Raw genomic sequence first — 25,714 nt, 5'->3', positions numbered from 1 at the left:
GAGAGGCGGGGCGCGCAGTGGGGGAGCGGCTGACCGGGGTGCACATCGCCGAGTGGTCCTTCCTCGTCCTGCTCGCCCTCGCGCTGGCCGGTATCGCCGCGCTGGCCGTGCGCCGCTACGCGCTGGAGCGGCGGGGCGGCGCCGTCGAATGCTATCTGCGCCCCTACGGGGGCGGTCCCTGGCGCATCGGGCTGGGCCGGTACGGGAGCTCCGCGCTCCACTGGTACCGGGTCCTGTCCCTCTGGCCGCGGCCGGCAGCCACGCTGCCGCGCCGCGGCCTCGTCGTCGTCGGCAGGCGCGCCCCGGACGCCGGCGACCTCGCCGAGCTGACCGGCGACATGACCGTGGTGCAGCTCGGCTGGACCGGGCCCGACGGCGCCGACCCCGACACGCCCGGGTACGAACTGGCGATGGGCACCGCCGCGCTCACGGGCTTCCTGTCCTGGCTGGAATCCATGCCCCCCGGCCCCCATTGGGAGGACTAGCCCCCGGTTAGGGTGAGGGCATGATCGTCGCATTCTCAGTGAGCCCCATGGGCGAAGGGGAGTCGGTCGCCCCCGCGGTCGCCCGCGCCGTGCGGGTGGTGCGCGAGAGCGGGCTGCCCAACCGCACCGACGCCATGTTCACCACCGTCGAGGGCGAGTGGGACGAGGTGATGGACGTGGTCCGGCGGGCCGTGGAGGCCGCCGGCCAGGGGGCGTCCCGGGTGAGCCTGACCCTGAAGGCCGACATCCGGGACGGCGTCACCGACGGCCTCACGTCCAAGGTGGAGGCGGTCGAGCAGGAGCTCGCCCGAGGGGAGTAGCCGCTCAGCGCTCCCCGCCCGGCTTCCACAGCACCTCGCCGCCGTCGCGGCCCAGGTGCCGGCAGAGCACGAACAGAAGGTCGGACAGGCGGTTGAGGTAGCGCGCGGCGAGCGGGTTGACCCCGCCCTCGCCGGTCCCGTGCTCCTCGACCGCCGCCCAGGCCGAGCGCTCGGCCCGGCGGGCCACCACGCGCGCCGTGTGCATCAGCGCCACGGCGGGGGCGCCCCCGGGCCGGATGAAGCTGCGCAGCGTCGGCAGCCCGGCGTTGTAGGCGTCGCAGGCCTCTTCGAGGCGGTCGATGTAGGCCTGCTCGACGCGCAGCGGGGGGAACCCGGGGTCCTCCACGACCGGGGTGGACAGGTCCGCCCCCAGGTCGAACATCTCGTTCTGGACGCGCCCCAGCAGCGCGCGCACGTCCTCGGGCACCTCTCCCAGCGCCAGCGCCGTCCCGATGGCCGCGTTGGCCTCCTCGACGTCGGCGTAGGCCGCGATGCGGCTGTCGGTCTTGCGGGCGCGGCTCATGTCGCTCAGGCGGGTCTGCCCGCCGTCGCCGCCGCGGGTGTAGATGGTGGAGAGCACGACCGGCTTGTCGGTGTCCTTCTTCGTCATGGGACCACCCTAGGGCGCGTCGCGTCGGGTAACCGTTCGGCAACGGGGGGTTATGGGCCCCGGGCGACGCTGATACTGTGTGACACACGCAACGCACGGAGCGTAGTCGATCGGTGCCGAGGGGGACACCGTCGACCGGGTGAGGAACCGGGGGCCATCCGGTAGAGGCCGCGCCGGCACGGAGGGGACGTGCCCGGGAGGGGCGGCCGGAGCGGTTCGGGCGGGCGGTGCGGGTCGGGGGGCCCACCGCCCGCCCGGCCCGCCGCTGAATGGGCCCATCCGCCCGCCGCCCCGTGCCGCGGACGCGGAGGAGCCCGCCGGGGAGCGCCCCGGCGGGCTCCGACGGGCCCCTCTTTCGGCCCCTCAGCGTGCTACCGCAGCCACAGGTCGCCCAGCTGCGCGGGCTCCTGCTGCGCCGACAGCGACCGCACCTTGCCGTTGACCGGCAGGGTGGAGGCGGAGAAGGTCTCCACCGAGTGCGCCAGGCCGCCGGACAGGATGTCGATCGACTCCCAGCTGATGTTGTCCAGGTCGTCCTCGGGGGTGTGGTAGTTGGGGTCGAAGGTGATCCCCGGCGTACCGCCCCACTTGTCGGCCTGCTCCTGGGTCTTGATCGCGTCGCCGCCGCTGAACAGCCCGCCGACCGGCACCCCGGCGCTCATGAAGGGGTAGTGGTCCGAGCGCGAGCCCAGCACCGTCGGGTCGGTGTCGAGGTTCTGGCCGGCGAAGTAGTCCTCGAAGGTCTTCTGGATCGCGCCCGAGCCGGACGGGGCCGGGTCGGACTCCGGCAGCTCGCCGCGGCCGTCGTAGACCAGCAGCCCGTAGTTGGGCGAGCCGAGCATGTCGAAGTTCAGGTAGAGCCCGATGTCGTCGAGCCTCTTGTCCGACAGGCCCTCCACGTACTTCGTGGACCCGACCAGGCCCTGCTCCTCGGTGCCCCACCAGGCGAAGCGGACCTTGTTCTTGGGCTTGTCGTCCAGCTCCGGGTACTGGATCGCGGTCTCCAGCAGCGAGGCCGAGCCGCTGGCGTTGTCGTTGATGCCCGGCCCCTCGGGGACGCTGTCCAGGTGCGCCCCGGCCATGACCACGTTGTCCTTCGCCCCGCCCTTGGCGTCGGCGATGATGTTGTAGGAGGTCTCGGTGACCACGCTGGCGTCCACGAAGACCCGCAGCTCCAGGCCCTCGGCGGCGACCAGCTCCTCGCCCACGGCCAGGCTGGTGCTCAGCGCCGGGATCTGGCTCTCCTCGCCGAGCGTGCCGTAGAACAGCTCGGTGGTGTCCGGGTCGCTCGGGTCGCTGCCGGAGTTGAACACCACCGCGGCCGAGGCGCCCGCGTCCGCGGCGTTCTGCGTCTTCTGCGCGAAGCTGCACGCCCCGCGCCGGATGACGGCCACCGCGCCCTCGGGGAAGCCCTCGAACTGCCCGGCCTCGCAGCCGCTGTCCGCGGCGTCGGGCGCCACCGGCACGCCCGGGGCGGTCACGTCACCGGCCGCCGAGAACGTCATCGGGGCGTACTCTTCGTCCTCGGTGTAGGTGTAGGGGTCCGGCGCGGTGCGCGCGAACTCCGCGTCCGAGTGCTGCCTCCAGAGCGAGTATTCGTACTCGTTCTTCTTCGGCTTGTACCCGGCCTGCTTCAGCTGGTCGATGACGTAGTTCGCGGCCACGTCGTAGCCGGGCGTGCTGGTCGCCCGGTTGCCGCCGTTGTACTCGGCGATCGTCTGGAGGTTCTCCATGTGGCCGCGGATCGCGTCCGCGGTCACCAGCTCGTCCAGCGACGCCGGGGAGGCCGCGGCGGGGGAGGCCGGGGCCAGGCCGAGCGCGACGACGGCGGCCAGGCCGGCGCCTCCGGCGGCCGCGCGGCGCAGCGCCGAGGCGCGGCGGGGGGAAGGGGATGTAGGGATTCTGCGCACGGAACGTCCTCCTGTTGGGCCCGCCCACGGGGAACCATGGGCCGGGCGCGAACGGTGCGAGGTACCGTGCAGCCTGTCACCGGGCCGGGTGGCGGGCAAGAAATCGGACGGCCTGTTGCCACAATCAGCCAGAGGGGTTACGGATGTACCCCGGAGTGTGCTGTGATGGTCGCTTTCGTCCAACCCGGCGCCGTTCGGGACCGGCGCTAGTCGAGCAGCCCCTCGCGCATCGCCCGGGTGACCGCCGCGGTCCGGTCGGACACCTCCAGCTTGGCGTAGACGCGCACCAGGTGGGTCTTGACGGTGGTGGCGCCGATGAACAGCCGCGCCCCGATCTCGGCGTTGGTCAGCCCGTCGGCGGCCAGCCGCAGCACCTGGACCTCCCTCTCGGACAGCGCCGGGGCCTCGGCCCGCGCCCGCATCCCCGACACCAGCCGGGTGGCCACCGACGGCGACAGCGCCGTCTCGCCGCGCGCGGCCGCCCGCACCGCCGCCGCCAGCTCCGTGCGCGGCGCGTCCTTGAGCAGGTAGCCGGTGGCCCCGGCCTCCACCGCCCGCAGGATGTCGGCGTCGGTGTCGTAGGTGGTCAGGATGAGCACCCGGACCCGCGGCGCCTCGTGCCGCAGCCGCTCGGTCGCCTCGGCGCCGTCCCCGCCCGGCATGCGCAGGTCCATCAGCACCACGTCGGCGCCGACCGCGGCCGCGACGGCCACCGCCTCGCCGCCCGAGGCGGCCTCCCCGGCCACCTCGATGTCGTCCTCGGCCGCCAGCATCCCCCGGATGCCCTCGCGGACCACCGGGTGGTCGTCGGCCAGCACCACGCGGATCATGACCCCTCCTCCGTGCCCCTCGTGCCCGCCGCCCCTCCCGGGTACGGGATCTCCAGCCGGACCTCGGTGCCGCCGCCCGGGGCGGTCTCCAGGGCGAGGCTCCCGCCCGCCGCCTCGGCCCGGCGGCGCATCCCCACCAGGCCGAAGCCGCACCGCGCCGCGCCCGGGTCGAAGCCGCGCCCGTCGTCGCGCACGGTGACCCGGCAGGCCCCCGGAAGGTACTCCAGCAGCACCCCGATGCGCGAGGCCCCGGCGTGGCGGCGAGCGTTGGCCAGCGCCTCCTGCGCGCCGCGCAACAGGTCCACCTGGACCTCGGGGGGCAGGCGCCCCGGCGCGTCCCCGCGCACCGTGAACGCCGTGTCGGCCCCGGCCTCCTGGCCGCTGCGCCCGGCCGTGCGGCGCAGCGCCTCCTCCAGCTCCAGTGCGGTCCCTCCGGCCGCGCCCCCGGCCACCAGGGCCCGCGCCTCGGCCAGGTTCTCCCGCCCGGTCTCCTTGATCAGCTCCAGGTGCCGCCGGGCTGCCTCCGGGTCGCGGTCCATCTCCGACTCCACGGCCTGCGCCAGCGCCACCACGCTGGTGAACCCCTGGGCCAGGGTGTCGTGGATGTCGCGGGCGATGCGCTCGCGCTCGGCCAGCGCGCCCGCCTGCGCCGACAGCGCCGCCGCCTGCTCCCGGCTGCGCTCCAGCTCCTCGATGAGCTTCGCCCGCTCGGCGCTCTGCCTGATGATCCGGCCGATCCACCCGCCGAACCACAGGGAGAAGAGCAGGACCACGGTGAGCACGGGCAGCTCGACCGCCAGCCCGCCGGCCGACGACGGGTCCAGTGCGGTGCGCAGCAGGGCCGGACCGTAGAGCATGGCGCCCACGGCCGTCGCGGCCGGAAGCCCCGGGATGGTCATGAACGCCAGCGGTGCCAGCGCGACCAGGGCGGTGGCCACCGAGGGCACCGCCGTGGCGGCGGGGACGAACAGCGCGGCGTACCCGGCCAGCGCCGGGGCCGCCCGCCACCCCTGGAACGGCCCACGCCGCAGCACCCGCCGCCCGTACGCCAGGTAGAAGGCGGCCAGGGCGGCCAGCGCCCCCGAGGCGGTCCAGCGGGCGGCGGCGCCCTCTCCGGCGAGGGCGCCCACCAGCGCCATCAGCCCGAGCACCGCCACCACGAAGGCGTCCCAGTAGGGCGTGGCGACCCAGTCCTCCGGCGCGGGCGGCAGCCGCCCCGGGCTCACCCCTGCGTCGTGCTCTTCCAGCGGAACGTCAGCAGACACAGCACCAATCCTCCTGCACACCACGCGGCCAGCACGAGCGCGACCGTCCCCAGCTGCCACGACCCGCCCGCCTCCGCGGCGGCCGCCGACTCCGGCAGGAACACCGACCGCAGTCCTTGGGCCATCCACCGCAGCGGGAACGCCGCGCCGACGTTCAGCAGCCAGGGCGGCAGCGCCTGGACGGGGACGAACACCCCGGAGGCGAACTGCAGTAGCAGGAAGGGGAGCGCGACCACCGCCTGGGCCGCGCGGGCCGTGCGGGCGGCGGAACTGACGGCGATGCCGAGCAGCGTACAGGCGGTCGTGCCCAGCAGCAGGATCCAGGCCAGGTCGAGCCACCGGCGCGGGTCACTCGGCAGGTCCATGCCGAACGCCGCCGCCCCGGTCCCGACGAGCAGCGCCGCCTGCAGCACCGCCAGCACCAGCACCATGCCCGCCTTGCCGGTGAAGTAGGCGGCCGCGGGAAGCGGCAGCCCCCGCAGCCGCCGCAGCGTCCCGTCGCCCCGCTCGGCGGCGATGGCGGTGCCCAGGTTCTGGAAGCTCACCGCCATCAGGCCCATCGCGGTCAGCGTGGGCACGTAGTAGGCGGCGGCCCCGGCGGAACCGCCCTCGAACCCCTGGCCGAAGACGGTGGTGAACAGCAGGAGCAGCAGGAACGGCAGGGCGAAGGTGAACACCACCTGCAGGCCCTCCCGGAAGTACTCCCGCAGCTCCAGGACGGCCCGCGAGGCGCCCAGTCTCAGCACGGTCATTCGGCCGCCTCCCCGTGTTCCCCGCTCTCCTCGCCGATCAGCGACAGGTAGACCTCCTCCAGCGTGGGCCGGTGCACCGACAGCCCCGGCACCTCGCCCCCGAACCGCGCCGCCAGCTCCGCCACGGTCCGCGTCGGCTCGTCGGTGGGGACCCGCCGCGCCGCCCCGTCCTCGGTCCACGACACCGTCGCCCGCGCGGTGCGCCGCCCGCCCAGCGTGGCCGCGTCCCCGCGGGCCGCGACGGTCCCCGAGCGCAGCACAACCACCTCGTCGGCCAGCGCCTCGGCCTCCTCCAGGTAGTGGGTGGTGAGCAGCACGGTGGTCCCGCCGCCGGCCAGGGAGCGCACCATCGCCCAGAAGCGGCGCCGGGAGGCCGGGTCGAACCCGGTGGTCGGCTCGTCCAGGAAGAGCAGCTCGGGGCGGCCGATCAAGCCCACGGCCACGTCCAGCCGCCGCCGCTGGCCGCCGGAGAGCGCGCGGGCGCCCGAGCGGGCCCGGTCGGCCAGGCCGACGAGCTCCAGCGCCTCGTCCGGGTGCAGCGGGTCCGGGAAGTACCCGGCGAAGTGCCGGAGCAGGTCCCGCACCGGCAGCGGCGAGGGCTCCACCGGCTCCTGCCAGACGATGCCGATGCGCGCCCGCCAGGCCCGCCCGGCGCGGGACGGGTCGGCGCCCAGCACCCGCACGTGTCCCGCGTCGGGGGTGCGGAAGCCCTCCAGGATCTCCACGGTGGTGCTCTTCCCGGCGCCGTTGGGGCCGAGCAGGGCCGTGATCCGGCCCCGCTCCACCCCCAGGTCGACGCCGTCGACGGCGGGGGCGCCCCCGTAGGCCTTGCGCAGCCCCCGCACGTCGATCACGGGTCCCTCGGTTCCTTCGGTCTCGGTCATGGCCCGATCCTCCGGCGCGGGGCGCCGCGCCGGTATCGGCGCGGCGGACGGACCGGTGTCGTCCGTTCGGACGACCCCGCGCCGTGGGCCCCCGTGGGCCCGGGGCCTACCATCGTCCCCGTCGGCCACACCCACACACCGGAGGCACCCATGGCGGCGACCCTCGACCCCAGTGTCGACCCCCTCTACCGGGACATCCTGCGCCGCAACCCCGGCCAGGAGGAGTTCCACCAGGCGGTGCACGAGGTCCTGGACACCCTCGGCCCGGTCCTGGCGCGGCGCCCCGAGTTCGCCGAGGCCGGGCTGGTCGAGCGGATCGCCGAGCCGGAGCGGCAGCTCATCTTCCGGGTGCCCTGGACCGACGATGTGGGCCGGGTGCACGTCGCCCGCGGGTTCCGGGTGGAGTTCAACAGCGCGCTCGGCCCCTACAAGGGCGGCCTGCGCTTCCACCCGTCGGTGGACCTGGGCATCGTCAAGTTCCTCGGCTTCGAGCAGATCTTCAAGAACGCGCTCACCGGAATGGCCATCGGCGGCGGCAAGGGCGGCAGCGACTTCGACCCCAAGGGCCGCTCGGACGCCGAGGTCATGCGGTTCTGCCAGTCCTTCATGACCGAGCTCTACCGCCACCTGGGCGAGCACACCGACGTGCCCGCGGGCGACATCGGCGTCGGCGGCCGGGAGATCGGCTACCTGTTCGGCCAGTACCGGCGGATCACCAACCGCCACGAGGCGGGCGTGCTCACCGGCAAGGGCACCGGCTGGGGCGGGTCGCAGGCGCGCACCGAGGCCACCGGGTACGGCTGCGTGCTGTTCACCAAGGAGATGCTGCGCATGCGCGACCGGGACCTGGAGGGGCTGCGGGTGGCGGTCTCCGGGTCGGGCAACGTGGCGCTCTACGCCGCCGAGAAGGCCCAGCAGCTCGGCGCGACGGTGGTCACCGTCTCCGACTCCGGCGGGTGCGTCGTGGACGACAAGGGCATCGACACCGCCCTGCTCAAGCAGGTCAAGGAGGTCGAGCGGGGCCGGGTCGCCGACTACGCCGAGCGGCGCGGCGGCGAGGTCCGGTACGTCCCCGGCGGCCGGGTCTGGGAGGTGCCCTGCGACGTGGCGCTGCCGTGCGCCACGCAGAACGAGCTGACCGCCGAGGACGCGCGCACCCTGGTCGCGAACGGGGTGCTGGCCGTGGCCGAGGGCGCCAACATGCCGACCACCCCCGAGGGCGCCGCCGTCCTCCGGGAGGCCGGGGTGGCGTTCGCGCCGGGCAAGGCCGCCAACGCCGGCGGGGTGGCCACCAGCGCCCTGGAGATGCAGCAGAACGCCTCCCGGGACGCGTGGTCCTTCGCCCGCACCGAGGAGCGGCTGACCGCGGTGATGCGCTCCATCCACGACGCCTGCCATGAGACGGCCGAGCGCTACGGGCGCCCCGGCGACTACGTGGCGGGGGCCAACATCGCGGGCTTCGAGCGGGTCGCCGAGGCGATGCTGGCCCAGGGGGTCATCTGACCCGCTCCCCGGTGCCGAGTCCGCCGGTGCCCAGCGCCTCCCGCAGGTCGGCGACCTCGGCCCGCAGCCCCCGGAGCTCGGCGAGCAGGGCCTCCTGCTCGCGGCTCTGCTCGCGGCTGTGCTCGCGCTCGGCCGGGCGGTCCCGGCCCCTGCCCTGCTCCAGGGCCTCGACCGCCACGGCGATGAACAGGTTGAGCGCGATGAAGGTCGAGACCAGGATGTAGGCGATGAAGAACACCCAGGCCAGCGGTTCCTCCTCCATCACCTCGCGGGCGATGGAGCTCCAGGAGTCGCCGGTCATGATCTGGAAGAGGGTGAACAGGGAGGTCCACAGGTCGCCGAAGTGCCGCGGCGCCTCCTCCTGGAAGAGCTTGGTGGCCATCACCCCGGACACGTAGAGCAGCAGCACCAGCAGCAGCGAGATCGACGCCATCCCGGGCAGCGCCCGGAACAGCCCGGTCACCACCATCCGCAGGGACGGGATGACCGACAGCAGGCGCAGGACCCGCAGCACGCGCAGCACCCGCAGCACCGAGAACGGGCCGGTGGCCGGGAGCAGCGCGATGCCGATGATGACCAGGTCGAACCAGTTCCACGGGTCGGACAGGAACCGCCGCCCGTGCGCGTACCAGCGCAGCGCGATCTCGGTCACGAAGACCCACACCAGCACGCGGTCCAGCGCGTGCAGCAGCGGGCCGTGGGCCTCGACGACCGCCGGGGAGGTCTCCAGCCCGAGGATCCCGGCGTTGACGAGGATGAGGGTGATGATGGCGCGCTGGAACAGCGGCGCGTCGACGAGCGCGTGGATGCGGGGGCGCACGGGGGCGGGACTCCTGACGTGGACCGGTCGGCGGGGGGTACGGGGCGCATCATGCACGCCCCTGACGACACTCGGTCCGGTCAGAAGAGCCGCGGGGTGTCCGGCTCGATCCCGCGCAGCGCGTCGTAGTCGAGCGTGACGCACCCGATGCCGCGGTCCGCGGCCAGCACCCGCGCCTGCGGCTTGATCTCCTGGGCGGCGAACACCCCGCGCACCGGCTTGAGCGCCGGGTCCCGGTTGAGCAGCTCCAGGTAGCGGGTCAGCTGTTCGACGCCGTCGATGTCGCCGCGCCGCTTGAGCTCCACGGCCACGGTGCCGCCGTCGCCGTCCCGGCACAGGATGTCCACGGGGCCGATCGCGGTCGGGTACTCCCGCCGGATCAGCGTGTACCCCTCGCCCAGGGTGGTGATGTGCTCGGCGAGCAGCTCCTGCAGGTGCGCCTCGACGCCGTCCTTCTGCAGGCCCGGGTCGGGGCCGAGCTCGTGCGTGCTGTCGTGCAGGACCTCCTCGATCCGCAGCACGAGCTTCTCGCCCGACTTGCCGTGGGTGACCGTCCACTCGGCCGTGCCGTCCTCCGCGGTGCCCTCGCGCACCGTACACGGCGGGTTCATCCAGTTCAGCGGCTTGAACGCGCGGTCGTCGGCGTGCACCGAGACCGAGCCGTCGGCCTTGAACAGCACGAGCCGCGGGGCCATGGGCAGGTGGGCGGTCAGGCGGCCGACGTAGTCGACGCTGCACCGGGCGATCACGAGTCTCACGGCCCCCGATCCTAGCGGCGGACGGGGCCCCGCTTCCCCCGAAAGCCCGCCGGAACCGCCTCCCCCGGAACCGCCGGCGCCGAACGGGAATGATAACTATTTTCATATGGCGGCCGGGACAGCCTTCTGTGGCCCCCGGGCCCCGTGACGCGCCGTGGCGCGGGGCTTACCGTCGCAACGACCGCCCGACGAGAAGATGGGACACCCATGTCGCTGACGGTTCCTCCCGAACTGCTGGACAAGGCCGAGCGGGGCGAGGTCTCCGACGCCGACTTCATCGCCTGCATCCGCGAATCGCTGCCGTACGCCTGGTCCCTGGTGAGCGGCCTGGCCGAGCGCGCCGGGACCGACGCCGACGGCACCGGATTCGCCGCCAACGAGACCCCGCCGCCCAGCGAGGCCGAGCGCGGCCAGCTCCTGCGGATGGTGGCCAGCGACGCCATGCGCGCCGCCGTCGAGCGCCACTTCGGCATGCGGCTGGCCTTCCAGAACTGCCACCGCCTCGCCCTGTTCCCGCCCGGCACCGACGACGCCTACAAGGCGTTCACCACCCCGCGGGCCCAGCTCCTCAACCAGTCGCCCGAACTCGTCGACTGCTGATGCGAGCGCGCGGGTGCGCGGCGCCGCACTGCCGCCGCGCACCCGCGGCAGCACCTCCTCGCCCAGCCGGGCGATGTTCTCCAGCACCGCGGCCTCCTCGCCCGCGCCCTCCACCAGCAGCATCAGCGCGTCCGCGCCGGTCGCCTCCGCCCGCTCGCGCAGCACCGCGGCGCAGTCCTCCGCCGTGCCCACCGCGTGGGCGTCGCACAGGAACCGCGCATAGGCGTCCGGGTCCCGCTGCGGCCGCGGCCGCCCGTCCACCGGCACGTAGCCCTCCAGGCCCGGGCCCAGCCACCGCGGCAGCGCCTCCAGCAGCGCCTTGCGCGCCTCCTCGCGCGAATCGGCCACGTGCGCCACCGCCGCCGCCACGTGCCCGCGCACCGCGCCCTCCGCGCAGGCCTCAGCGCGCAGCTCCCCGTAGCGCTCCAGCATCGCCGCCTGGGCCGCCCCGTCCTGGTGCAGCCCGAGCATCACCGGCAGCCCGGCACCGGCGGCCAGCGCCAGCGTCGGCTCCGAGGTCGCCGCCACCACCACCTCCGGGTGCGGCAGCGTCCGCGGCCCCGGGACCACCTCCACCTCCCGGAACCCGAACACCGCGCCGTCGGCGCGCATCGGCCCACCGCGCAGCGCCTCCAGCAGCAGTTCCAGCGACTCGCCGAACCCCCGTTCGTACCGCTCCAGCCCGGTGCCGAACACCTCCAGGTCCACCCACGGGCCGCCGCGCCCCACCCCCAGCCGGAACCGCCCCCCGGACACCTGGTCCAGCAGGTTGGCCTGCTCGGCCAGGGCCACCGGGTGGGCGGTGCTCAGCACGCTCACCGCCGTGCCCACCCGCACCCGGCGGGTGCGCCCCAGCACGTAGGCCGCCATCGCCACCGCCGACGGGCACACCCCGTAGGACATGAAGTGGTGCTCGGCGAACCACACGTCGTCGAACCCGGCCCGCTCGGCGGCCTCGGCCGCCCGCGCCGCCGCCTCCAGCGTGGCGGTGTGGTCGCGGCCCGGGAACTGGGCCGCGGGAAGGAAGGCTCCGATGCGCATGGGGCCATTGTGGCCGCCCGCCCGGCGCCGCGGGGGCGGAACCGGGGCACCCGGAGGCGACCGTCTAGGGTTGGCCCCATGGTGCAGGAATTCAACAAGGTCGGAGTGGTCGGGCTCGGCACGATGGGCGCGGGGATCGCCGAGGTCTTCGCCCGGGCCGGCTTCTCCGTCACCGGAGTCGAGATCGACACGGACGCCGTCGAGCGCGGCCGCGGGCACATCGCCGCGTCCCTCGGGCGCGCCCGCGACAAGGGCAAGATCACCCCAGAGGAGCACGACACCATCCTCGGCCGGATCGTGCTGACGACCGACCGCGAGGACCTCGGCGACGCCGACTTCGTCGTCGAGGCCGTCCCCGAGCGGCCCGACATCAAGCGCGACGTCTTCGCCGACCTGGACCGGATCTGCCCGCCCGGCACGATCCTGGCCACCAACACCTCCTCGCTGTCGGTCACGGAGATCGCCGCCCTGACCGACCGCCCGGGCCTGGTCGTGGGCCTCCACTTCTTCAACCCCGCGCCGGTGATGAAGCTGGTGGAGGTGGTCTCCACCCCCTCCACCGACCCCGGAACCGCCGCGGTGGCCGAGGAGGTCGCCAAGCGCATCGGCAAGACCCCGGTCAGCGTGGGCGACCGCGCCGGGTTCGTCGCCAACGCCCTTCTGGTGCCCTACATCAACGACGCCGTCTCCCTCTACGAGCGCCGCCTGGCCTCCCGCGAGGAGATCGACGCCGCCGCCACCGGCGGCGCCGGGCTGCCCATGGGGCCGCTCACCCTCGCCGACCTGGTCGGCCTGGACGTGTGCCTGGCCGTCATGGACGTGCTCTGGGAGGAGTTCCGCACCCCCCGCTACGCGGCGGCGCCGCTGCTGCGCCGCATGGTCGCCGCCGGGATGCTCGGCCGCAAGAGCGGCCGCGGCTTCTACGCCTACGGCGGCCAGGCCCCGGCCGCCGAGGAGCACCCCTCCGGCCCCGTCGCCGAGTCCGTGCGCGACGGATCGCTCGGCTTCGGCCTGGCCGACCTGCTGCTGGCCCCGCACATGGACGACGCGCTGCGGATGGTCGGCGACGGCTACGCCTCCGCGGTCGACGTCGACACCGCCATGCGCTTCGGCTGCGGCTACCCCAAGGGCCCGGTCGAGCTGGCCGAGGAGCGCGGCGGCGCCGAGGTGGCGCGCGTGCTGCGCGCCGTCGCCGACGCCGGACTCGCCCCCTACGCCCCCTCCCCGCTCACGGCCAAGGCGGCGCGGGAGAACGCGTAGAGCGGCACACACCCCGGGGCCCCTGGAGCCTCCAGGGGCCCCTACCCTTGAAGGGTGAGCCCGCGCCGAAACACACCCCGCCGCAAAGGGGCGCCCGCCCGCGACGCCGACCCCGACGCCCTGATGCTGCGCGTCACCGGGGGCCAGCGGCGGGAGACCGGACCCGACGGCGAGTGGGTGCTCCGGCGGATCAGCGGCGCCGCGGCCGCCAAGACCTACCGCTGCCCCGGGTGCCGCCAGGACCTCCCGCCGGGCACCCCGCACGTGGTGGCCTGGCGGCCCTATGGCGACGGCGAGGACCGCCGGCACTGGCACTCCTCCTGCTGGCAGCGGCGCGCGCACCTGCGCTGAGAGGAACCCATGGAGATCCGCGCCACCACGGTGCTCCCCGCCGAGCGCCGCCCCATCACCCTGCACACCGCCGACGGCCTGGAGCTCGTCGGCGAGCTGGCGCTGCCCGAGGGCGGCGGCGCCCCCGCCGCCACCCTGGTGTGCCTGCACCCGCTGCCCACCGCCGAGGGCATGATGGACAGCCACGTGCTGCGCAAGGCCGCCTTCCGGCTGCCGGCGCTGGCCGACACCGCGGTGCTGCGCTTCAACACCCGCGGCACCTCCTCGCGGCACGGCACCAGCCAGGGCTCCTTCGGCGACGGCGAGGCCGAGCGCTACGACGTGGCCGCCGCCATCGAGTACGCCGAGTTCGAGGGGCTGCCCCGGCCGTGGCTGCTGGGCTGGTCCTTCGGCACCGAGCTGGCCCTCAAATGGGGGCGCGACCCCGAGGTGGAGGGCGCGGTCCTGCTCTCCCCGCCGCTGCACCGCGCCACCGACGCCGACCTGGACGCCTGGGCGGAGTTCGGGCGGCCGCTGACGGCGCTGGTCCCCGAGTTCGACGACTACCTGCGCCCCGACGAGGCGCGGCGCCGCTTCGCCCGGGTACCGCAGGCCGAGGTGATCGGCGTCCCGGGCGCCAAGCACCTGTGGGTCGGCGAGCCCTACGTGCGCACCGTCCTGGACGAGGTCGTCAAGCGGGTGGCACCCAAGGCCCACCCGCTGCCGACCGAGTGGGACGGCCCCGCCACCAAGGACACCGGCCTGTAGGCCGCACCGCACGACGCACGAAGGCCCGGCCCCTGAGGGGCCGGGCCTCGGCGTGTGCCCGGGTCCGGGCTCAGGGCCTACGGGCTACTCCTGCCACCAGTCCTCGTTCTCCTCGCCGGAGGAGGCGTTGGCGGGCTCCTTCTTCTTGGCCTGGCCGTTGGAGGAGGCCTTCTGCTCCAGGGCGGGCGCCTCCGCCGGGGCCGGGGCCGCGGGGGCGGCCGGGGCCGGGGCGTCGCCGCCGCCGAGCAGCTGGCGCAGCTGCTGCAGGTGCGACTGGATGCTGTCGCGCTGCTTGGTCAGCTCGTCGACCTGCTGGCGGGCGGCGGTCAGGATGCGGTCCGCCTCCGACTTGGCGTCGCTGACCAGGTGCTCGGCCTTGGACCGGGCCTCCTGGCCGATCTGCTCGGCCTGCTTCTTGGCGTTGCCGACGACCTGCTTGGCGTGCTGCTCGGCCTCCTTGCGGGTCTGCTCGGCCTGGCTGCTGGCCTTGGTGGCGCGCTGGTCGGCGCTGGCGGCCCGCTCCTCGGCCTCGGCCACCAGCTTCTGGGTGGCGGCCTGAGCGGCGGCCAGGCGCTCCTGGTCCTGGCGCTCGGCCTCCTCGCGGCGGCTGGCCAGCTGGATCTCGAACTCCGACTCCTCCTGGGCGCGCCGGGCCTCGCTCTCCTCCATGTTCCGCTGCGCCTGCGCGCGCAGCTCCTCGGCCTGGCGCTTGGCGGACTGGATGGTCTCGTCGCGCTCGCGCTTCATGGCCGCGCGGGCCTGGGTGCACTCGCGCTCGGTGGTCATCCGGATCTTGGAGATCTCGGCCTCGTGCGTGGCCTGGCGCTCGGCCATCTCATGCTCGACCTGCGAGATCTTCTTCTGGACCTCGCGCTCGGTGGTGGCGGTGAGCTCGTCGGCCTGGCGCCGCGCGGTGGTGCGCACCTCCTCGGCCTCGTTCTCGGCCGAGGTGCGCATCTCGTCCGCCTCGCGCTGGGCGGTGGTGCGCAGCTCGGTGGCCTCGTTCTCGGCGGCCGCGCGCATGTCGGCGGCCTCGATCTTGGCCTCGGCGCGGATGTCGTCGGCCTCGGCGCGGGCGCCCTGCACGAGCTCGGCGGCCTGCTCCTCGGCCAGGCGCAGCAGCTGCTCGATGCGCGCGCCCAGGCCCGCGTAGGTCGGGCGCTCCTGCTCCTGCAGCTGGCGCTTGACCTCGGTGAGCTCGTTGCGCGCGGCCTCGGCGTCCTCGCGCGCCTGGGTCAGGTCGGTGTGCTTCTGGGTGATGTACTCCTGGACCTGCTGCCGGTCATAGCCGCGCAGGACCACGTCGAACTCGGTCGACTGGGTGCCTTCATCGAAGAAGTTGGTGAGCTGGGCTTCAATATCGGACGACATGTGGCGGAATCCTGAACGGTGACGAGACGGCAAGCGGACGGACGGGTGGCGAGTCGCCCTCCGCGCACGCCCTCCAGGGGAGGGTACTGCGCGCCGACCTCAGGCGTATCGAAGTTCTCTCCATTGATACGGAGTCTTGGTCGGCCGTTGCGGACACCATTAGCGCCGGGGGACGCCGTCGGCTCCGGGGGAGGCTCGCCGGCCGTGGACGACTGGGCGGGCGCCAGGATCCTGGCGGTCAGCAGACTTTACCAAGTGCGGGGAGGCCCTGTGTGACGGTTGCGTCACGAACCTTCCGGACAGTGCTCACGATCCGGGCTCACGATCCGGTTCCGGGCCCGCGGCCTGGACCAGCTCGGTCAGCACCCCGCCGCAGTCCTTGGGGTGCAGGAAGGCGATGCGCGACCCCATCGACCCGGGCCGCGGCTCGGCGTCCAGGACCCGCACCCCGCGCCCGGCGACCGCCGCCGAGGCCCCGGCCACGTCGCCGGTGCCGAACGCCACGTGGTGCACGCCCTCGCCGTTGCGCTCCAGGAACCTGGCCACCGGGGAGTCGTCCCGGATCGGCTCCAGGAGCTGCAGGTAGCTGGCGCCGCCGTCGTCGGTGCCGTTGACGCGCAGCATCGCCTCGCGCACCCCCTGCTCCTCGTTGACCTCTTCGTGGGCCACCTCGAAGCCGTAGGTCGAGCGGTAGAACGCGACGGCGGCGTCCAGGTCGCGGCAGGCGATGCCGACGTGGTCGATGCGGGTGAACACGGGTGCCGATCCTCCCGGGAGGCGGTCGAGCGGACATCTGTATCGTGGCAGAACAAGTGCGACCAGGAACACGTGGAGGCCCTTCATGCCCGGATCCGTCATCGTCAGCGGCGCCCGGACGCCGATCGGCCGGCTCCTCGGCGGGCTGGCCCCGCTGAAGGCGGTCGACCTCGGCGCGGCGGCCATCGCCGCGGCCCTGGAGCGCGCGGGGATCTCCGGCGACCAGGTCGGCTACACCGTGATGGGCCAGGTGCTGCAGGCCGGGCAGGGGCAGATCCCCTCCCGCCAGGCCGCCGTCAAGGCCGGCATCCCCCTGACCGTGCCCTCGCTGACCGTCAACAAGGTCTGCCTGAGCGGCCTGGACGCCATCGCCCTGGCCGACCAGCTCATCGGCGCCGGGGAGTTCGACGTCGTCGTCGCCGGGGGCATGGAGTCCATGACCAACGCCCCGCACGTGCTGCCCGCGGCCCGCAAGGGCCACAAGTACGGGGCGATCGAGGTGCTCGACGCCACCGAGCACGACGGGCTCACCGACCCCTTCGACGGCGAGTCGATGGGCGCCTCCACCGACCGGCACAACGCCCGGCTCGGCCTCACCCGCGAGGAGCAGGACGCCTTCGCCGCGCTGTCCCACCAGCGCGCCGCCGCCGCGCAGAAGGACGGCCGCTTCGACGCCGAGATCACCCCGGTGCGCATCCCCCAGCGCAAGGGCGAGGACAAGGTCGTCGACGCCGACGAGGGCGTGCGCCCCGACACCACCGCCGAGGGGCTGGCCAAGCTGCGCCCGGCCTTCGGGGAGGGCGGCACCGTCACCGCCGGGTCCGCCTCCCAGATCTCCGACGGCGCCTGCGCCGTGGTCGTGATGAGCCGCGCCAGGGCCGAGGAGCTCGGCTGCGAGGTGCTCGCCGAGATCGGCGCGCACGGCAACGTGGCCGGCCCCGACACCTCCCTGCACTCCCAGCCCTCCAACGCCATCCGCCACGCGCTGGGCAAGGCCGGGGCCGACGCGGCCGACCTGGACCTCATCGAGATCAACGAGGCCTTCGCCGCCGTCGCCGTGCAGTCCATGCGGGACCTGGGCGTCAGCGAGGAGAAGGTGAACGTCGACGGCGGCGCCATCGCGCTGGGCCACCCCATCGGCATGTCCGGGGCGCGCCTGGCCCTGCACCTGGCCTTCGAGCTGCGCCGCCGGGGCGGCGGCCTGGGCGCGGCCGCCCTGTGCGGTGGCGGCGGCCAGGGCGACGCGCTGCTGCTGCGGGTACCCGGGGCCTGAGCCGTGGACGCGCTGCGGCGGGTGATGGCCGCCGCCCCCGAGGGCGGCGAGCGCGAGGTGCTGGAGGCGTTCCTGGACGCCTACCGCCTGTCGGTGGAGGAGAAGGCCGCCGGGCTGTCCGACGAGGACGCCCGGCGCCGCCTGGTGCCCTCCCGCACCACGATGGCCGGGCTGCTGCGGCACCTGGCCCTGGTCGAGCGGAACTGGTTCGGGCACGTCCTGCAGGGGATCCCGGCCGAACGGCTGGGCATCGACCTGTCCGACCCCGATTCCACCTGGGCGGACCTGCGGCCCGGGGACACGGTCGCCTCGCTCACCGAGGAGTACCGCCGGGCCTGCGCCGAGTCGCGGGCCGCGGCCGCCGGGTCCTCCCTGGACGACGCGGTGCCCCACGCCGAGCTCGGCCGGGTCACCCTGCGCTGGATCTATGTGCACATGATCGAGGAGACCGCGAGGCACGCCGGGCACGCCGACATCCTGCGCGAGCAGACCGACGGCGCAACCGGGCGGTTCGCCGACGCGCGCTAGAAGCGGTACGGCAGCGGTACGGCATACGGCAGTGGTACGACGGAGTGGCGGTTTGGACGTCCCCGGTCTCGTCGAGCGCGTCCTGCGCGGTGAGCGGCGCGCCGTGGCGCGCGCCGTGTCCCTGGTGGAGAACGGCGCCCCGCAGCTGCGGGAGATCATGGCCGGGCTGGCGCCCGCCGCGGGGCGCGCCCGCATCGTCGGCCTGACCGGCGCCCCCGGCGTCGGCAAGTCGACCACCACCAGCGCGCTCACCGCCGAGCTGCGCAAGCGCGGCCGCACCGTGGCGGTGCTCGCCGTCGACCCGTCCTCGCCCTTCAGCGGCGGGGCGCTGCTCGGCGACCGGGTGCGCATGCAGGACCACGCCACCGACCCGGGGGTGTTCATCCGCTCCATGGCCAGCCGCGGGCACCTGGGCGGGCTGTCCTGGGCCACCCCGCACGCGCTGCGGGTGCTCGACGCCGCCGGGTTCGACACCGTCCTGGTGGAGACCGTCGGCGTCGGCCAGGCCGAGGTCGACATCGCCGGGCACGCCGACACCACGGTCGTGCTCGCCGCCCCCGGCATGGGCGACGGCATCCAGGCCGCCAAGGCCGGCATGCTGGAGATCGCCGACGTGTTCGCGGTCAACAAGGCCGACCGGGAGGGCGCCCGCGCCACCGTGCGCGACCTGCGCCAGATGGTCGCCATGGCCGAGCGGGACACCGGGGAGTGGAAGCCCCCGGTGGCCAGCACCGTCGCCGCCACCGGCGAGGGCGTCGACGAGCTGCTGGACCACCTCGACAAGCACGCCGAGTACCTGCGCACCTCGGGCCTGCTGGCCCGCAGGCGGCGCGCCCGCGCCCGCGAGGAGGTCGAGGCGATCGCGATGCGGGCGCTGCGCGAGCGTCTGGCCGACGTGCACGGCCACGACGCGCTGGACCGCCTCGCCGACGAGGTCGTCGCCGGGTCCGACCCCTACACCGCCGCCGACGCGCTGCTCAAGGCGCTGAACGGCGCATAGGCACGTGGGGGATGCCGTCCTCCAGGAACTCGGGCCCGTCCTCGGCGAAGCCGTAGCGGGCGTACAGGCCGCGCACCCGCGTCTGGGCGTCCAGGACGGCCTCCCGCGGGCCGATGCGCTCCAGGGCCGCCTGCACCAGGCGGCCCGCCACGCCCCGGCCCCGGGCCCCGGGGGCGGTGGCCACCCGCCCGATCCGGGCGGTCCCGCCCTCCTCCTCCAGCACCCGCAGGCACCCCAGCAGGTGATCCCCCTCCGAGGCCCACACGTGCAGCGTCCCGGGCTCGGTGTCGCGCCCGTCCAGCTCGGGGTAGGGGCACTCCTGCTCCACGACGAACACGTCGACGCGCAGGCGCAGCAGGGCGTAGAGGGTGGCGGCGTCCAGACCGGAGAAGTCCGACGCCCGCACGGTGATCACGGACATGGGTCCGAGCATAGGGCGGGGCGCCGCCGTCTCCCGTCGGCAGCGCCCCGCGTCCGGGGAGGGCTCACCCTCTTCCGTTCAGCTCCCCGTGCAGGGCCGCGGTCAGCTCGCCCTGCGCGGTGTCGCCGTCCAGGGACCAGGCCATCGCGCCGCTGAGCCCGTACTCGCGCGCCCAGGCGGCCTTCTGGGCGATGGCGGTGGCGTCGTCGTAGTTCCACCACTGGTCGCCGTCGTAGATCCAGGCGGTCCCGGCGTGCTCGTCCCGGTGCACGGTGAACCCCTCGGAGGCGGCCATCCCCTTGAGGACGTTGAAGTCGTTGTAGCCGGGGTCGCGCGGCCCGGGGGCGGCGCCGTCGGCCGCCTGCCACAGCCCGTCGCCGTCCGGCCCGGGCTCGACGCCCTGCCAGCCGCGCCCGTAGAAGGGCATGCCCATCACGATGTCCTCGGGCTCGGCCCCGCGGTCCACCCACTCCCGCACGACCGTCTCGTAGGAGCGCGGCGCCTGCGCCGGGTCGCCCTCGGCCACCCGCACGTTCGCCTGGTGCCCGGTGGCCGGGTTCCAGGCGCCGGTCAGGTCGTAGCCCTGCACGTTGATGAAGTCCAGGTCCTCCATGAGCGCGGGCACCTCGTACCCGGCGTCGATCGCGCCGGTGTTGGCCGGCATGAACGAGGTGAGCAGGTACTCCTGCCCGGTCTCCTCGCCCAGGGCGTCCATCTGATGGCGGAACTCGCCCACCAGCGCGGTGAAGTTCTCCTTGTCCTCGGGCCGGACGACGTTGCCGGGCTCGCCCGGGGTGGCGGGCCACTCCCAGTCGAGGTCGATGCCGTCGAACAGGCCCGCTGCGGCGCCCTCGCCGCCCGCGCCGTTGAGCTCGGGCAGGTTCCCGCGCAGGAACATGTCGACGCAGGAGGCCACCGCCTCCTCCCGGTTCTCCGGCAGCGCCGCGTCCGAGAAGTTCGTGGACCACGACCAGCCGCCCAGCGCGATGGACACCTTCAGGCCGGGGTTGGCCTCCTTGAGCTCGCGGAGCTGGTTGAAGGTCCCGCGCAGCGGCTGCTCCGGGTCGTCGGCGGTGCCGTCGACGCTCTCCCGGGCCGGGTAGGGGCGGCCGTAGTCCCAGTAGGCCTCGCCCTCGCCCTCCTCGTCGGTGGCGAAGCAGCCCTCGCCGTCGATGTTGGCGAAGGCGTAGATGACGTGGGTGAGCCTGTCGGCCTGCCCGGTCTCCTCCAGCGACCGGGGGTGGAAGCCCTTGTCCTCGGCCCCCCACTGGGTGAAGTAGCCGACCTGGCGGTACTCGGGCTCCTCGGCGCCGTCGTCCCCGTCCTTGCAGGGGGCGCCGTCGAGGGTGCAGGAGACCGGGTCGGTGGGGCCGTCCCCGTCGTACCGGCCGTTGTAGCCGAAGGTGTAGCTGCCGCCGGGCGGGACGGCCGCGCCCCAGTGCGGGGGAGCGGCGGTGTAGCCGCCGCCGGAGTCCTCCAGCTCGGCGTTCCACATCTGGTGGACCTCGGCGCCCTCGGGGAGGGCGAACTCCAGGCTCCAGTCCTCCAGCGGCTCGGTGCCGGGGTTGGTGATGGTGATCTGCGCCTGGTAGCCGCCGGGCCAGCGGGAGACCTCGGTGTGCTCGGCGGTGGGGGCGGGGGCGCCGCCCGGCGCGGCCAGGGCCGCGCCGGGCGTGAGGGGGACGAGCAGCAGGGCGGCACCGGCCGCCCCGGCCGCCCGGGGGATGCGGACAGAGCGCATGCGGGGGGTACTCCATCTCTCGTGCCGAATTTTTTAAGAAACTTAACTATTTGCCTCGGCGGAGGTCAACGGAGGTTCCGCCCTGCACAATCGGCCCTGCTCGGCCCTGCTCGGCCCTGCGCCCGCCCCTACAGGGCCCCGTCCAGGGAGCGCATCAGCGACCCCTGGGCGTCGTCGCCGTCGAGCGACCACACCATGGCGCCGCCCAGGCCCTGCGCGGTGATCCAGTCCGCCTTGCGCCGCATCTCGGTCTCGTCGTCGAAGGTCCACAGCGTGGTGCCGTCGTAGATCCACGCGGCCCCGGCCTGCTCGTCCCGGTGCAGGGTGAACCCGGGCAGGTCCTTCAGGCGCTTCCAGTCCTCGATGCCGTCCTCATAGGTGCCCCGGGCGGGGCCGGAGGAGGACTGGAACATCCCGTCCCCGTCCGGGCCCGGCTGCACACCGGTCCAGCCGCGCCCGTAGAACGGCACGCCCATCACGATGTCCGCCGGGTCCGCGCCGCGCGAGGTCCAGGCCTCCAGGGCGATCTCCCCGCTGAAGCGCCGCTCCGGGGCGCTCGGGTCGCCCGCGGCCAGCACCAGGTTGGACTGGTGCCCCGTGGTCGCCTCCCAGGCGCCGTGGTAGTCGTAGCCCTGAAGGGTCACGAAGGAGAAGTCCTTCATGATCTTGTCGACCTCGAACCCGGCCTCCACCTTCGCCGGGTCGGCCGGCATGAACGAGGTCAGCTCGTAGGCGCGCCCGGTCTCGGTCTCCAGGGCGTCCAGCTGGGTGCGGAACTCCGACACCAGCGCGGTGAAGTTCTGCTTGTCCTCGGGCTTCCACACGTTGTCCGGGTGGCCCTCCGAGCCCGGCCACTCCCAGTCCAGGTCGATGCCGTCGAAGACGCCGAACGCCGAGCCGGGGCCGCCCGCGCCGTCGAAGGCCGGCAGGTTCCCGCGCAGGAACATGTCGATGCACGAGGAGGCCATCCGCTGCCGCGACTCCGGCGTGCTCGCCGCCTCCGAGATGTTCTTGGACCAGGTCCACCCGCCGATCGACAGGTTCACCTTCAGGTGCGGGTACTTCTCCTTGAGCTCGCGCAGCTGGTTGAAGTTGCCGCGCAGGTCCTGGTCCCAGGTGTCGCCCACGCCGTCCACGCTCTCGTCGGCGCGGAAGGAGCGGCCGTAGTCGGCCCAGGCGTCGCCCTGGCCGAGCGGGTTGGCCTGGAAGCACTGGCCGTTGGCGTTGATGTTGGCGAAGGCGTAGTTGATGTGCGTCAGCCGCTCGGCGGTGCCACTGGTGTCGACGTTCTTCACCAGGTAGCCGCGGTCGTAGATGCCCCACTGGGTGAAGTAGCCGACCCGCTTGCCGCCGCCGGGCCCGCCGGGGCCGCCGCCCTTGGCCGTGCGGGCGGTGACCGCCGCGCTCTCGCCGGAGGTGTTGCCCGCGGCGTCGAAGGCGCGGACGGTGAAGGAGTACTCGGTGTCGGGGGTCAGCCCCGACACGGTGGCCGCGGGCGTGTCCCCGATGACCGTGCGCACGGCCTGCCCGCCGGAGAGCACCTCGTAGCCGGCCACGGCGGTGTCGTCGGTGGAGGCGGTCCAGGACAGGTCCACGCTGGTGGAGGTGGTCCCGGCCACCGAGAGGCCCGTCGGGGCGGTGGGCGCCTGCGTGTCGTCCCCGCCGGGTCCGCCCGCGCACGGCGAGCCGTTGACGGTGCAGGAGACCGGCGCGGTCTCGGTGGCGCCGGCGGACAGGGAGCCGTTGAAGCCGATCTGGTAGGTGCCGCCGGCCGGGACGGTCGCCCCCCAGCTCGGCGGGGTGAGCGTGTAGTCGCTTCCGGCCCTGTCCATGGTGGCGTTCCACAGGCTGGTGATCTCGGCGCCGGCGGGCAGCGTGACCTTGATCGTCCAGTCCGACAGGTCGGAGGAGGAGGCGTTGTCGATGGTGAACTGGCCGCTGTAGCCGGTCTCCCAGGAGGAGCCCTCGGTGTAGAGGACGGTGACGCCCTCGGGGGCGGCGGCGGGGGCCGGGTCGGCCGCGGCGGGGACGGCCGCCAGGGCCAGGGGGAGCGCGGTCACCGCGGCGATCAGCGCGGCGAGTGCGGGGGGTCTCGCGGACATGGGGGGTGTCCTCACGCTCGGGATTAATTTTTAGGAAAGTTAACTATTAATTCCTTGGCGGGCAAGGGCCCCTCGCCGTCCGCTTCCCCGGGCGCGGGGAAGTGTGCAGGTCGCTACAGTGGCCGCGTGGGAAACCCGCTGAACCTGCCGTTCGACCCGATCGAGCGCGCGCACGAGAACTGGACGCGCCGCTGGGGCGCATCGCCCGCCATGGCCGCGGTCACCTCCGTCATGCGCGCCCAGCAGATCCTCATCGGCCGCCTCGACGCCGCCCTCAAGCCCTACGCGCTCACCTTCGCCCGCTACGAGGCGCTGGTCCTGCTCACCTTCAGCCACTCCGGCGGCCTGCCCCTCGGCAAGATCGGCGAGCGCCTGATGGTGCACCCCACCAGCGTCACCAACACCATCGACCGGCTGGAGCGCCAGGGGTTCGTCCGCCGCAGGCCCAACCCCAGCGACGGGCGCGGGACCCTGGCCGAGATCACCGAGGAGGGGCGCGAGGTGGTCGAGCGGGCCACCCGGGACCTGCTGGACATGGACTTCGGCCTGGAGGGCTACGGCGACGAGGAGCTGCGCGAGATGCACCGCTCCTTCATCAAGCTGCGCGTGGGGTTCGGGGACTTCCCCGACCCGGGGGGCGCCCCTACCGAAAATTAGTTGGAAGTCCTACTATCGTCGGTATGGCGACCAGTGAGCAGATCGTGGCCGGACGGGACCGCTGGCAGCGGCGCTACGACTCGGCCCGCAAGCGCGAGGCCGACTTCAGCACGCTCTCCGGGCAGGAGGTCGACCCGGTCTACGGCCCGCCGGAGGGCGCCGGCATCCCCGGCTTCGAGCGGATCGGCTGGCCCGGGGAGTTCCCCTTCACCCGCGGGCTCCACCCCACCGGTTACCGCGGCCGCCCCTGGACCATCCGCCAGTTCGCCGGGTTCGGCAACGCCCGCCAGACCAACGAGCGCTACAAGATGATCCTGGAGGCCGGGGGCGGGGGCCTGTCCGTCGCCTTCGACATGCCCACCCTCATGGGGTACGACTCCGACGCCCCCTTCGCCCTGGGCGAGGTGGGCCACTGCGGCGTCGCGGTGGACTCCACCGCCGACATGGACGTCCTCTTCGACGGCATCCCGTTGCAGGACACCACCACCTCGATGACCATCAGCGGCCCCGCGGTGCCCGCCTTCTGCATGTACCTGGCCGCCGCCGAGCGCCAGGGCGCCGACCTGTCCAGGCTCAACGGCACCCTGCAGACCGACATCTTCAAGGAGTACATCGCCCAGAAGGAGTGGCTGTACCCGCCCGAGCCCCACCTGCGCCTCATCGGCGACCTGATGGAGTACTGCGCGGAGAACATCCCCGCCTTCAAGCCGCTGTCGGTCTCCGGCTACCACATCCGCGAGGCCGGGGCCACCGCCGCCCAGGAGCTGGCCTTCACCCTCGCCGACGGGTTCGGCTACGTCGAGCTGGGCCTGTCCCGCGGCCTGGACGTGAACACCTTCGCGCCCGGGCTGTCCTTCTTCTTCGACGCCCACATCGACTTCTTCGAGGAGATCGCCAAGTTCCGCGCCGCCCGCCGCATCTGGGCCCGCTGGATGCGCGACCGCTTCGGCGCCACCTCAGAGAAGGCCCAGTGGCTCCGGTTCCACACCCAGACCGCCGGGGTGTCGCTCACCGCCCAGCAGCCCTACAACAACGTGGTGCGCACCGCCGTCGAGGCGCTCTCGGCCGTCCTGGGCGGCACCAACTCCCTGCACACCAACGCCCTTGACGAGACCCTGGCGCTGCCCACCGAGCAGTCCGCCGAGATCGCCCTGCGCACCCAGCAGGTGCTGATGGAGGAGACCGGGGTGGCCAACGTGGCCGACCCGCTCGGCGGCTCCTACTACCTGGAGGCACTCACCGACCGGATGGAGGCCGAGGCCGAGCGGATCTTCGCCAGGATCATCGCGATGGGCGGCGGCGAGGAGGCCGAGCACGCGATCGGCCCGGTCACCTCCGGCATCCTCGCCGGGATCCGCAACGGGTGGTTCAGCTCCGAGATCGCCGAATCGGCCTTCCGGTACCAGCAGGCGCTGGAGAAGGGCGACAAGCGCATCGTCGGCGTCAACACCGCCACCTCCACCGTCTCCGGCGAGGTCGACATCCTGCGGATCAGCCACGAGGTCGAGCGCGACCAGGTGGCGCTGCTGGGACGGCGGCGGGAGGAGCGCGACGGCGCCGCAGTGCGGGCCGCCCTGGACAGGCTGCTGGCCGCGGTGCGCGACCCCGCCGGGGGCAACCTCGTCCCCCTCATCCTGGACGCCGCCCGAGCCGAGGCCACCCTCGGGGAGATCTGCCGCACGATGGGCGAGGAGTTCGGCACCTACGTGGAGGACCCACGATTCTAGAT

25 protein-coding genes and 1 pseudogene are annotated in these 25,714 nt (G+C 73.9%); 12 read left to right on the top strand and 14 right to left on the bottom strand.

What is annotated here, in order from left to right:
- Window positions 1-17 precede the first annotated feature (17 nt).
- Window positions 18-485, top strand: a complete 468-nt coding sequence (locus tag O4J56_RS07315; RefSeq protein WP_270684572.1) for a DUF2550 domain-containing protein — start codon at window positions 18-20, stop codon at window positions 483-485.
- A 20-nt stretch (window positions 486-505) separates the two neighbouring features.
- Window positions 506-805 carry an MTH1187 family thiamine-binding protein gene (locus O4J56_RS07310; RefSeq protein ID WP_270684570.1) on the top strand — a complete coding sequence of 100 codons (300 nt, stop codon included), beginning with the start codon at window positions 506-508 and terminating at the stop codon, window positions 803-805.
- A 4-nt stretch (window positions 806-809) separates the two neighbouring features.
- On the opposite strand, the gene O4J56_RS07305 is transcribed toward O4J56_RS07310, so the two are convergent.
- The 6 genes from O4J56_RS07305 to O4J56_RS07280 all read right to left on the bottom strand — a co-directional run bounded on the left by O4J56_RS07305 (window position 810) and on the right by O4J56_RS07280 (window position 7,056).
- Complete coding sequence (locus O4J56_RS07305; RefSeq protein ID WP_270684569.1) at window positions 810-1,415, bottom strand: cob(I)yrinic acid a,c-diamide adenosyltransferase; 606 nt, start codon at window positions 1,413-1,415, stop codon at window positions 810-812.
- A gap of 371 nt (window positions 1,416-1,786) precedes the next feature.
- Complete coding sequence (locus O4J56_RS07300) at window positions 1,787-3,325, bottom strand: M28 family peptidase (protein ID WP_270684567.1); 1,539 nt, start codon at window positions 3,323-3,325, stop codon at window positions 1,787-1,789.
- A gap of 206 nt (window positions 3,326-3,531) precedes the next feature.
- The gene (locus O4J56_RS07295) at window positions 3,532-4,155 is read right to left on the bottom strand and encodes a response regulator transcription factor (RefSeq protein WP_270684566.1); all 624 of its coding nucleotides are present in this window, start codon (window positions 4,153-4,155) and stop codon (window positions 3,532-3,534) included.
- Window positions 4,152-5,420, bottom strand: coding sequence for a sensor histidine kinase (locus O4J56_RS07290; RefSeq protein WP_270684564.1), 1,269 nt, complete (start codon window positions 5,418-5,420; stop codon window positions 4,152-4,154). The genes O4J56_RS07295 and O4J56_RS07290 overlap by 4 nt, the downstream gene beginning before the upstream one ends.
- On the bottom strand, window positions 5,378-6,172 hold the full coding sequence (locus tag O4J56_RS07285; protein ID WP_270684562.1) for an ABC transporter permease: 795 nt from the start codon (window positions 6,170-6,172) through the stop codon (window positions 5,378-5,380). Before O4J56_RS07285 ends, O4J56_RS07290 begins: the two co-directional genes overlap by 43 nt.
- Window positions 6,169-7,056 carry an ABC transporter ATP-binding protein gene (locus O4J56_RS07280; RefSeq protein ID WP_270684560.1) on the bottom strand — a complete coding sequence of 296 codons (888 nt, stop codon included), beginning with the start codon at window positions 7,054-7,056 and terminating at the stop codon, window positions 6,169-6,171. The genes O4J56_RS07285 and O4J56_RS07280 overlap by 4 nt, the downstream gene beginning before the upstream one ends.
- 150 nt (window positions 7,057-7,206) lie before the next feature.
- Here O4J56_RS07280 and gdhA point away from each other — a divergent pair, with 150 nt between their 5' ends.
- Window positions 7,207-8,559 carry an NADP-specific glutamate dehydrogenase gene (gene gdhA, locus O4J56_RS07275; RefSeq protein WP_270684558.1) on the top strand — a complete coding sequence of 451 codons (1,353 nt, stop codon included), beginning with the start codon at window positions 7,207-7,209 and terminating at the stop codon, window positions 8,557-8,559.
- Here the strand turns inward: gdhA and O4J56_RS07270 are convergent.
- Together O4J56_RS07270 and nucS are read right to left on the bottom strand one after the other, a co-directional pair.
- On the bottom strand, window positions 8,552-9,379 hold the full coding sequence (locus tag O4J56_RS07270) for an ion transporter (RefSeq protein WP_270684556.1): 828 nt from the start codon (window positions 9,377-9,379) through the stop codon (window positions 8,552-8,554). The two genes, gdhA and O4J56_RS07270, sit on opposite strands and share 8 nt — an antisense overlap.
- A gap of 80 nt (window positions 9,380-9,459) precedes the next feature.
- Window positions 9,460-10,137, bottom strand: coding sequence for an endonuclease NucS (gene nucS, locus O4J56_RS07265; RefSeq protein ID WP_270684554.1), 678 nt, complete (start codon window positions 10,135-10,137; stop codon window positions 9,460-9,462).
- 207 nt (window positions 10,138-10,344) lie between these two features.
- Here nucS and O4J56_RS07260 point away from each other — a divergent pair, with 207 nt between their 5' ends.
- Entirely contained in the window at window positions 10,345-10,737 is a 393-nt protein-coding gene (locus tag O4J56_RS07260) for an SCO5389 family protein (protein WP_270684627.1), read from the top strand.
- A 141-nt stretch (window positions 10,738-10,878) separates the two neighbouring features.
- Here the strand turns inward: O4J56_RS07260 and O4J56_RS07255 are convergent.
- A pseudogene (locus O4J56_RS07255) lies at window positions 10,879-11,778 on the bottom strand (LLM class flavin-dependent oxidoreductase); the annotation flags it as partial.
- Between the two features lie 78 nt (window positions 11,779-11,856).
- Between O4J56_RS07255 and O4J56_RS07250 the strand changes: the two are divergent.
- From O4J56_RS07250 to O4J56_RS07240, 3 genes are read left to right on the top strand one after another with little or no spacing between them, the layout of a single operon-like run.
- Window positions 11,857-13,038: a 3-hydroxyacyl-CoA dehydrogenase gene (locus O4J56_RS07250; RefSeq protein ID WP_270684552.1), complete on the top strand. Its 1,182-nt coding sequence runs from the start codon at window positions 11,857-11,859 to the stop codon at window positions 13,036-13,038.
- A 54-nt stretch (window positions 13,039-13,092) separates the two neighbouring features.
- Entirely contained in the window at window positions 13,093-13,389 is a 297-nt protein-coding gene (locus tag O4J56_RS07245; protein ID WP_270684550.1) for an ATP/GTP-binding protein, read from the top strand.
- Window positions 13,390-13,398: 9 nt separating this feature from the next.
- The gene (locus O4J56_RS07240; protein ID WP_270684549.1) at window positions 13,399-14,136 is read left to right on the top strand and encodes an alpha/beta hydrolase; all 738 of its coding nucleotides are present in this window, start codon (window positions 13,399-13,401) and stop codon (window positions 14,134-14,136) included.
- A gap of 84 nt (window positions 14,137-14,220) precedes the next feature.
- Here the strand turns inward: O4J56_RS07240 and O4J56_RS07235 are convergent, their stop codons facing one another.
- Together O4J56_RS07235 and mce are read right to left on the bottom strand one after the other, a co-directional pair.
- Window positions 14,221-15,507 (bottom strand): DivIVA domain-containing protein, encoded by a 1,287-nt coding sequence (locus O4J56_RS07235; protein ID WP_270684547.1) that lies wholly within the window; start codon window positions 15,505-15,507, stop codon window positions 14,221-14,223.
- A gap of 306 nt (window positions 15,508-15,813) precedes the next feature.
- Window positions 15,814-16,263, bottom strand: coding sequence for a methylmalonyl-CoA epimerase (gene mce, locus O4J56_RS07230; protein ID WP_270684546.1), 450 nt, complete (start codon window positions 16,261-16,263; stop codon window positions 15,814-15,816).
- An 85-nt stretch (window positions 16,264-16,348) separates the two neighbouring features.
- Here mce and O4J56_RS07225 point away from each other — a divergent pair, with 85 nt between their 5' ends.
- The 3 genes from O4J56_RS07225 to meaB are packed head-to-tail and all read left to right on the top strand — an operon-like array spanning window position 16,349 to window position 19,064.
- On the top strand, window positions 16,349-17,536 hold the full coding sequence (locus tag O4J56_RS07225) for an acetyl-CoA C-acetyltransferase (protein ID WP_270684544.1): 1,188 nt from the start codon (window positions 16,349-16,351) through the stop codon (window positions 17,534-17,536).
- Between the two features lie 3 nt (window positions 17,537-17,539).
- Entirely contained in the window at window positions 17,540-18,064 is a 525-nt protein-coding gene (locus O4J56_RS07220; protein ID WP_270684542.1) for a DinB family protein, read from the top strand.
- Between the two features lie 52 nt (window positions 18,065-18,116).
- Window positions 18,117-19,064, top strand: a complete 948-nt coding sequence (gene meaB / locus O4J56_RS07215; RefSeq protein WP_270684541.1) for a methylmalonyl Co-A mutase-associated GTPase MeaB — start codon at window positions 18,117-18,119, stop codon at window positions 19,062-19,064.
- Here meaB and O4J56_RS07210 read toward each other — a convergent pair.
- The 3 genes from O4J56_RS07210 to O4J56_RS07200 form a co-directional block, all read right to left on the bottom strand.
- On the bottom strand, window positions 19,042-19,485 hold the full coding sequence (locus O4J56_RS07210) for a GNAT family N-acetyltransferase (RefSeq protein WP_270684539.1): 444 nt from the start codon (window positions 19,483-19,485) through the stop codon (window positions 19,042-19,044). The two genes, meaB and O4J56_RS07210, sit on opposite strands and share 23 nt — an antisense overlap.
- Before the next feature lie 64 nt (window positions 19,486-19,549).
- Window positions 19,550-21,226: a glycosyl hydrolase family 18 protein gene (locus O4J56_RS07205; RefSeq protein ID WP_270684537.1), complete on the bottom strand. Its 1,677-nt coding sequence runs from the start codon at window positions 21,224-21,226 to the stop codon at window positions 19,550-19,552.
- A 128-nt stretch (window positions 21,227-21,354) separates the two neighbouring features.
- Window positions 21,355-23,328 (bottom strand): glycoside hydrolase family 18 chitinase, encoded by a 1,974-nt coding sequence (locus tag O4J56_RS07200; protein ID WP_270684536.1) that lies wholly within the window; start codon window positions 23,326-23,328, stop codon window positions 21,355-21,357.
- 126 nt (window positions 23,329-23,454) lie between these two features.
- Between O4J56_RS07200 and O4J56_RS07195 the strand changes: the two genes are divergently transcribed.
- Window positions 23,455-23,985: a MarR family winged helix-turn-helix transcriptional regulator gene (locus O4J56_RS07195; RefSeq protein ID WP_270684534.1), complete on the top strand. Its 531-nt coding sequence runs from the start codon at window positions 23,455-23,457 to the stop codon at window positions 23,983-23,985.
- A gap of 23 nt (window positions 23,986-24,008) precedes the next feature.
- On the top strand, window positions 24,009-25,712 hold the full coding sequence (locus tag O4J56_RS07190; protein ID WP_270684532.1) for an acyl-CoA mutase large subunit family protein: 1,704 nt from the start codon (window positions 24,009-24,011) through the stop codon (window positions 25,710-25,712).
- Window positions 25,713-25,714 lie beyond the last annotated feature (2 nt).

The organism is Nocardiopsis endophytica (genome assembly GCF_027706725.1).
In the GTDB taxonomy this organism is placed as follows: domain Bacteria; phylum Actinomycetota; class Actinomycetes; order Streptosporangiales; family Streptosporangiaceae; genus Nocardiopsis_A; species Nocardiopsis_A endophytica.
The sequence above is the reverse complement of the archived record's forward strand: the minus strand, read 5'-3'. Positions and strand labels throughout refer to the sequence as shown.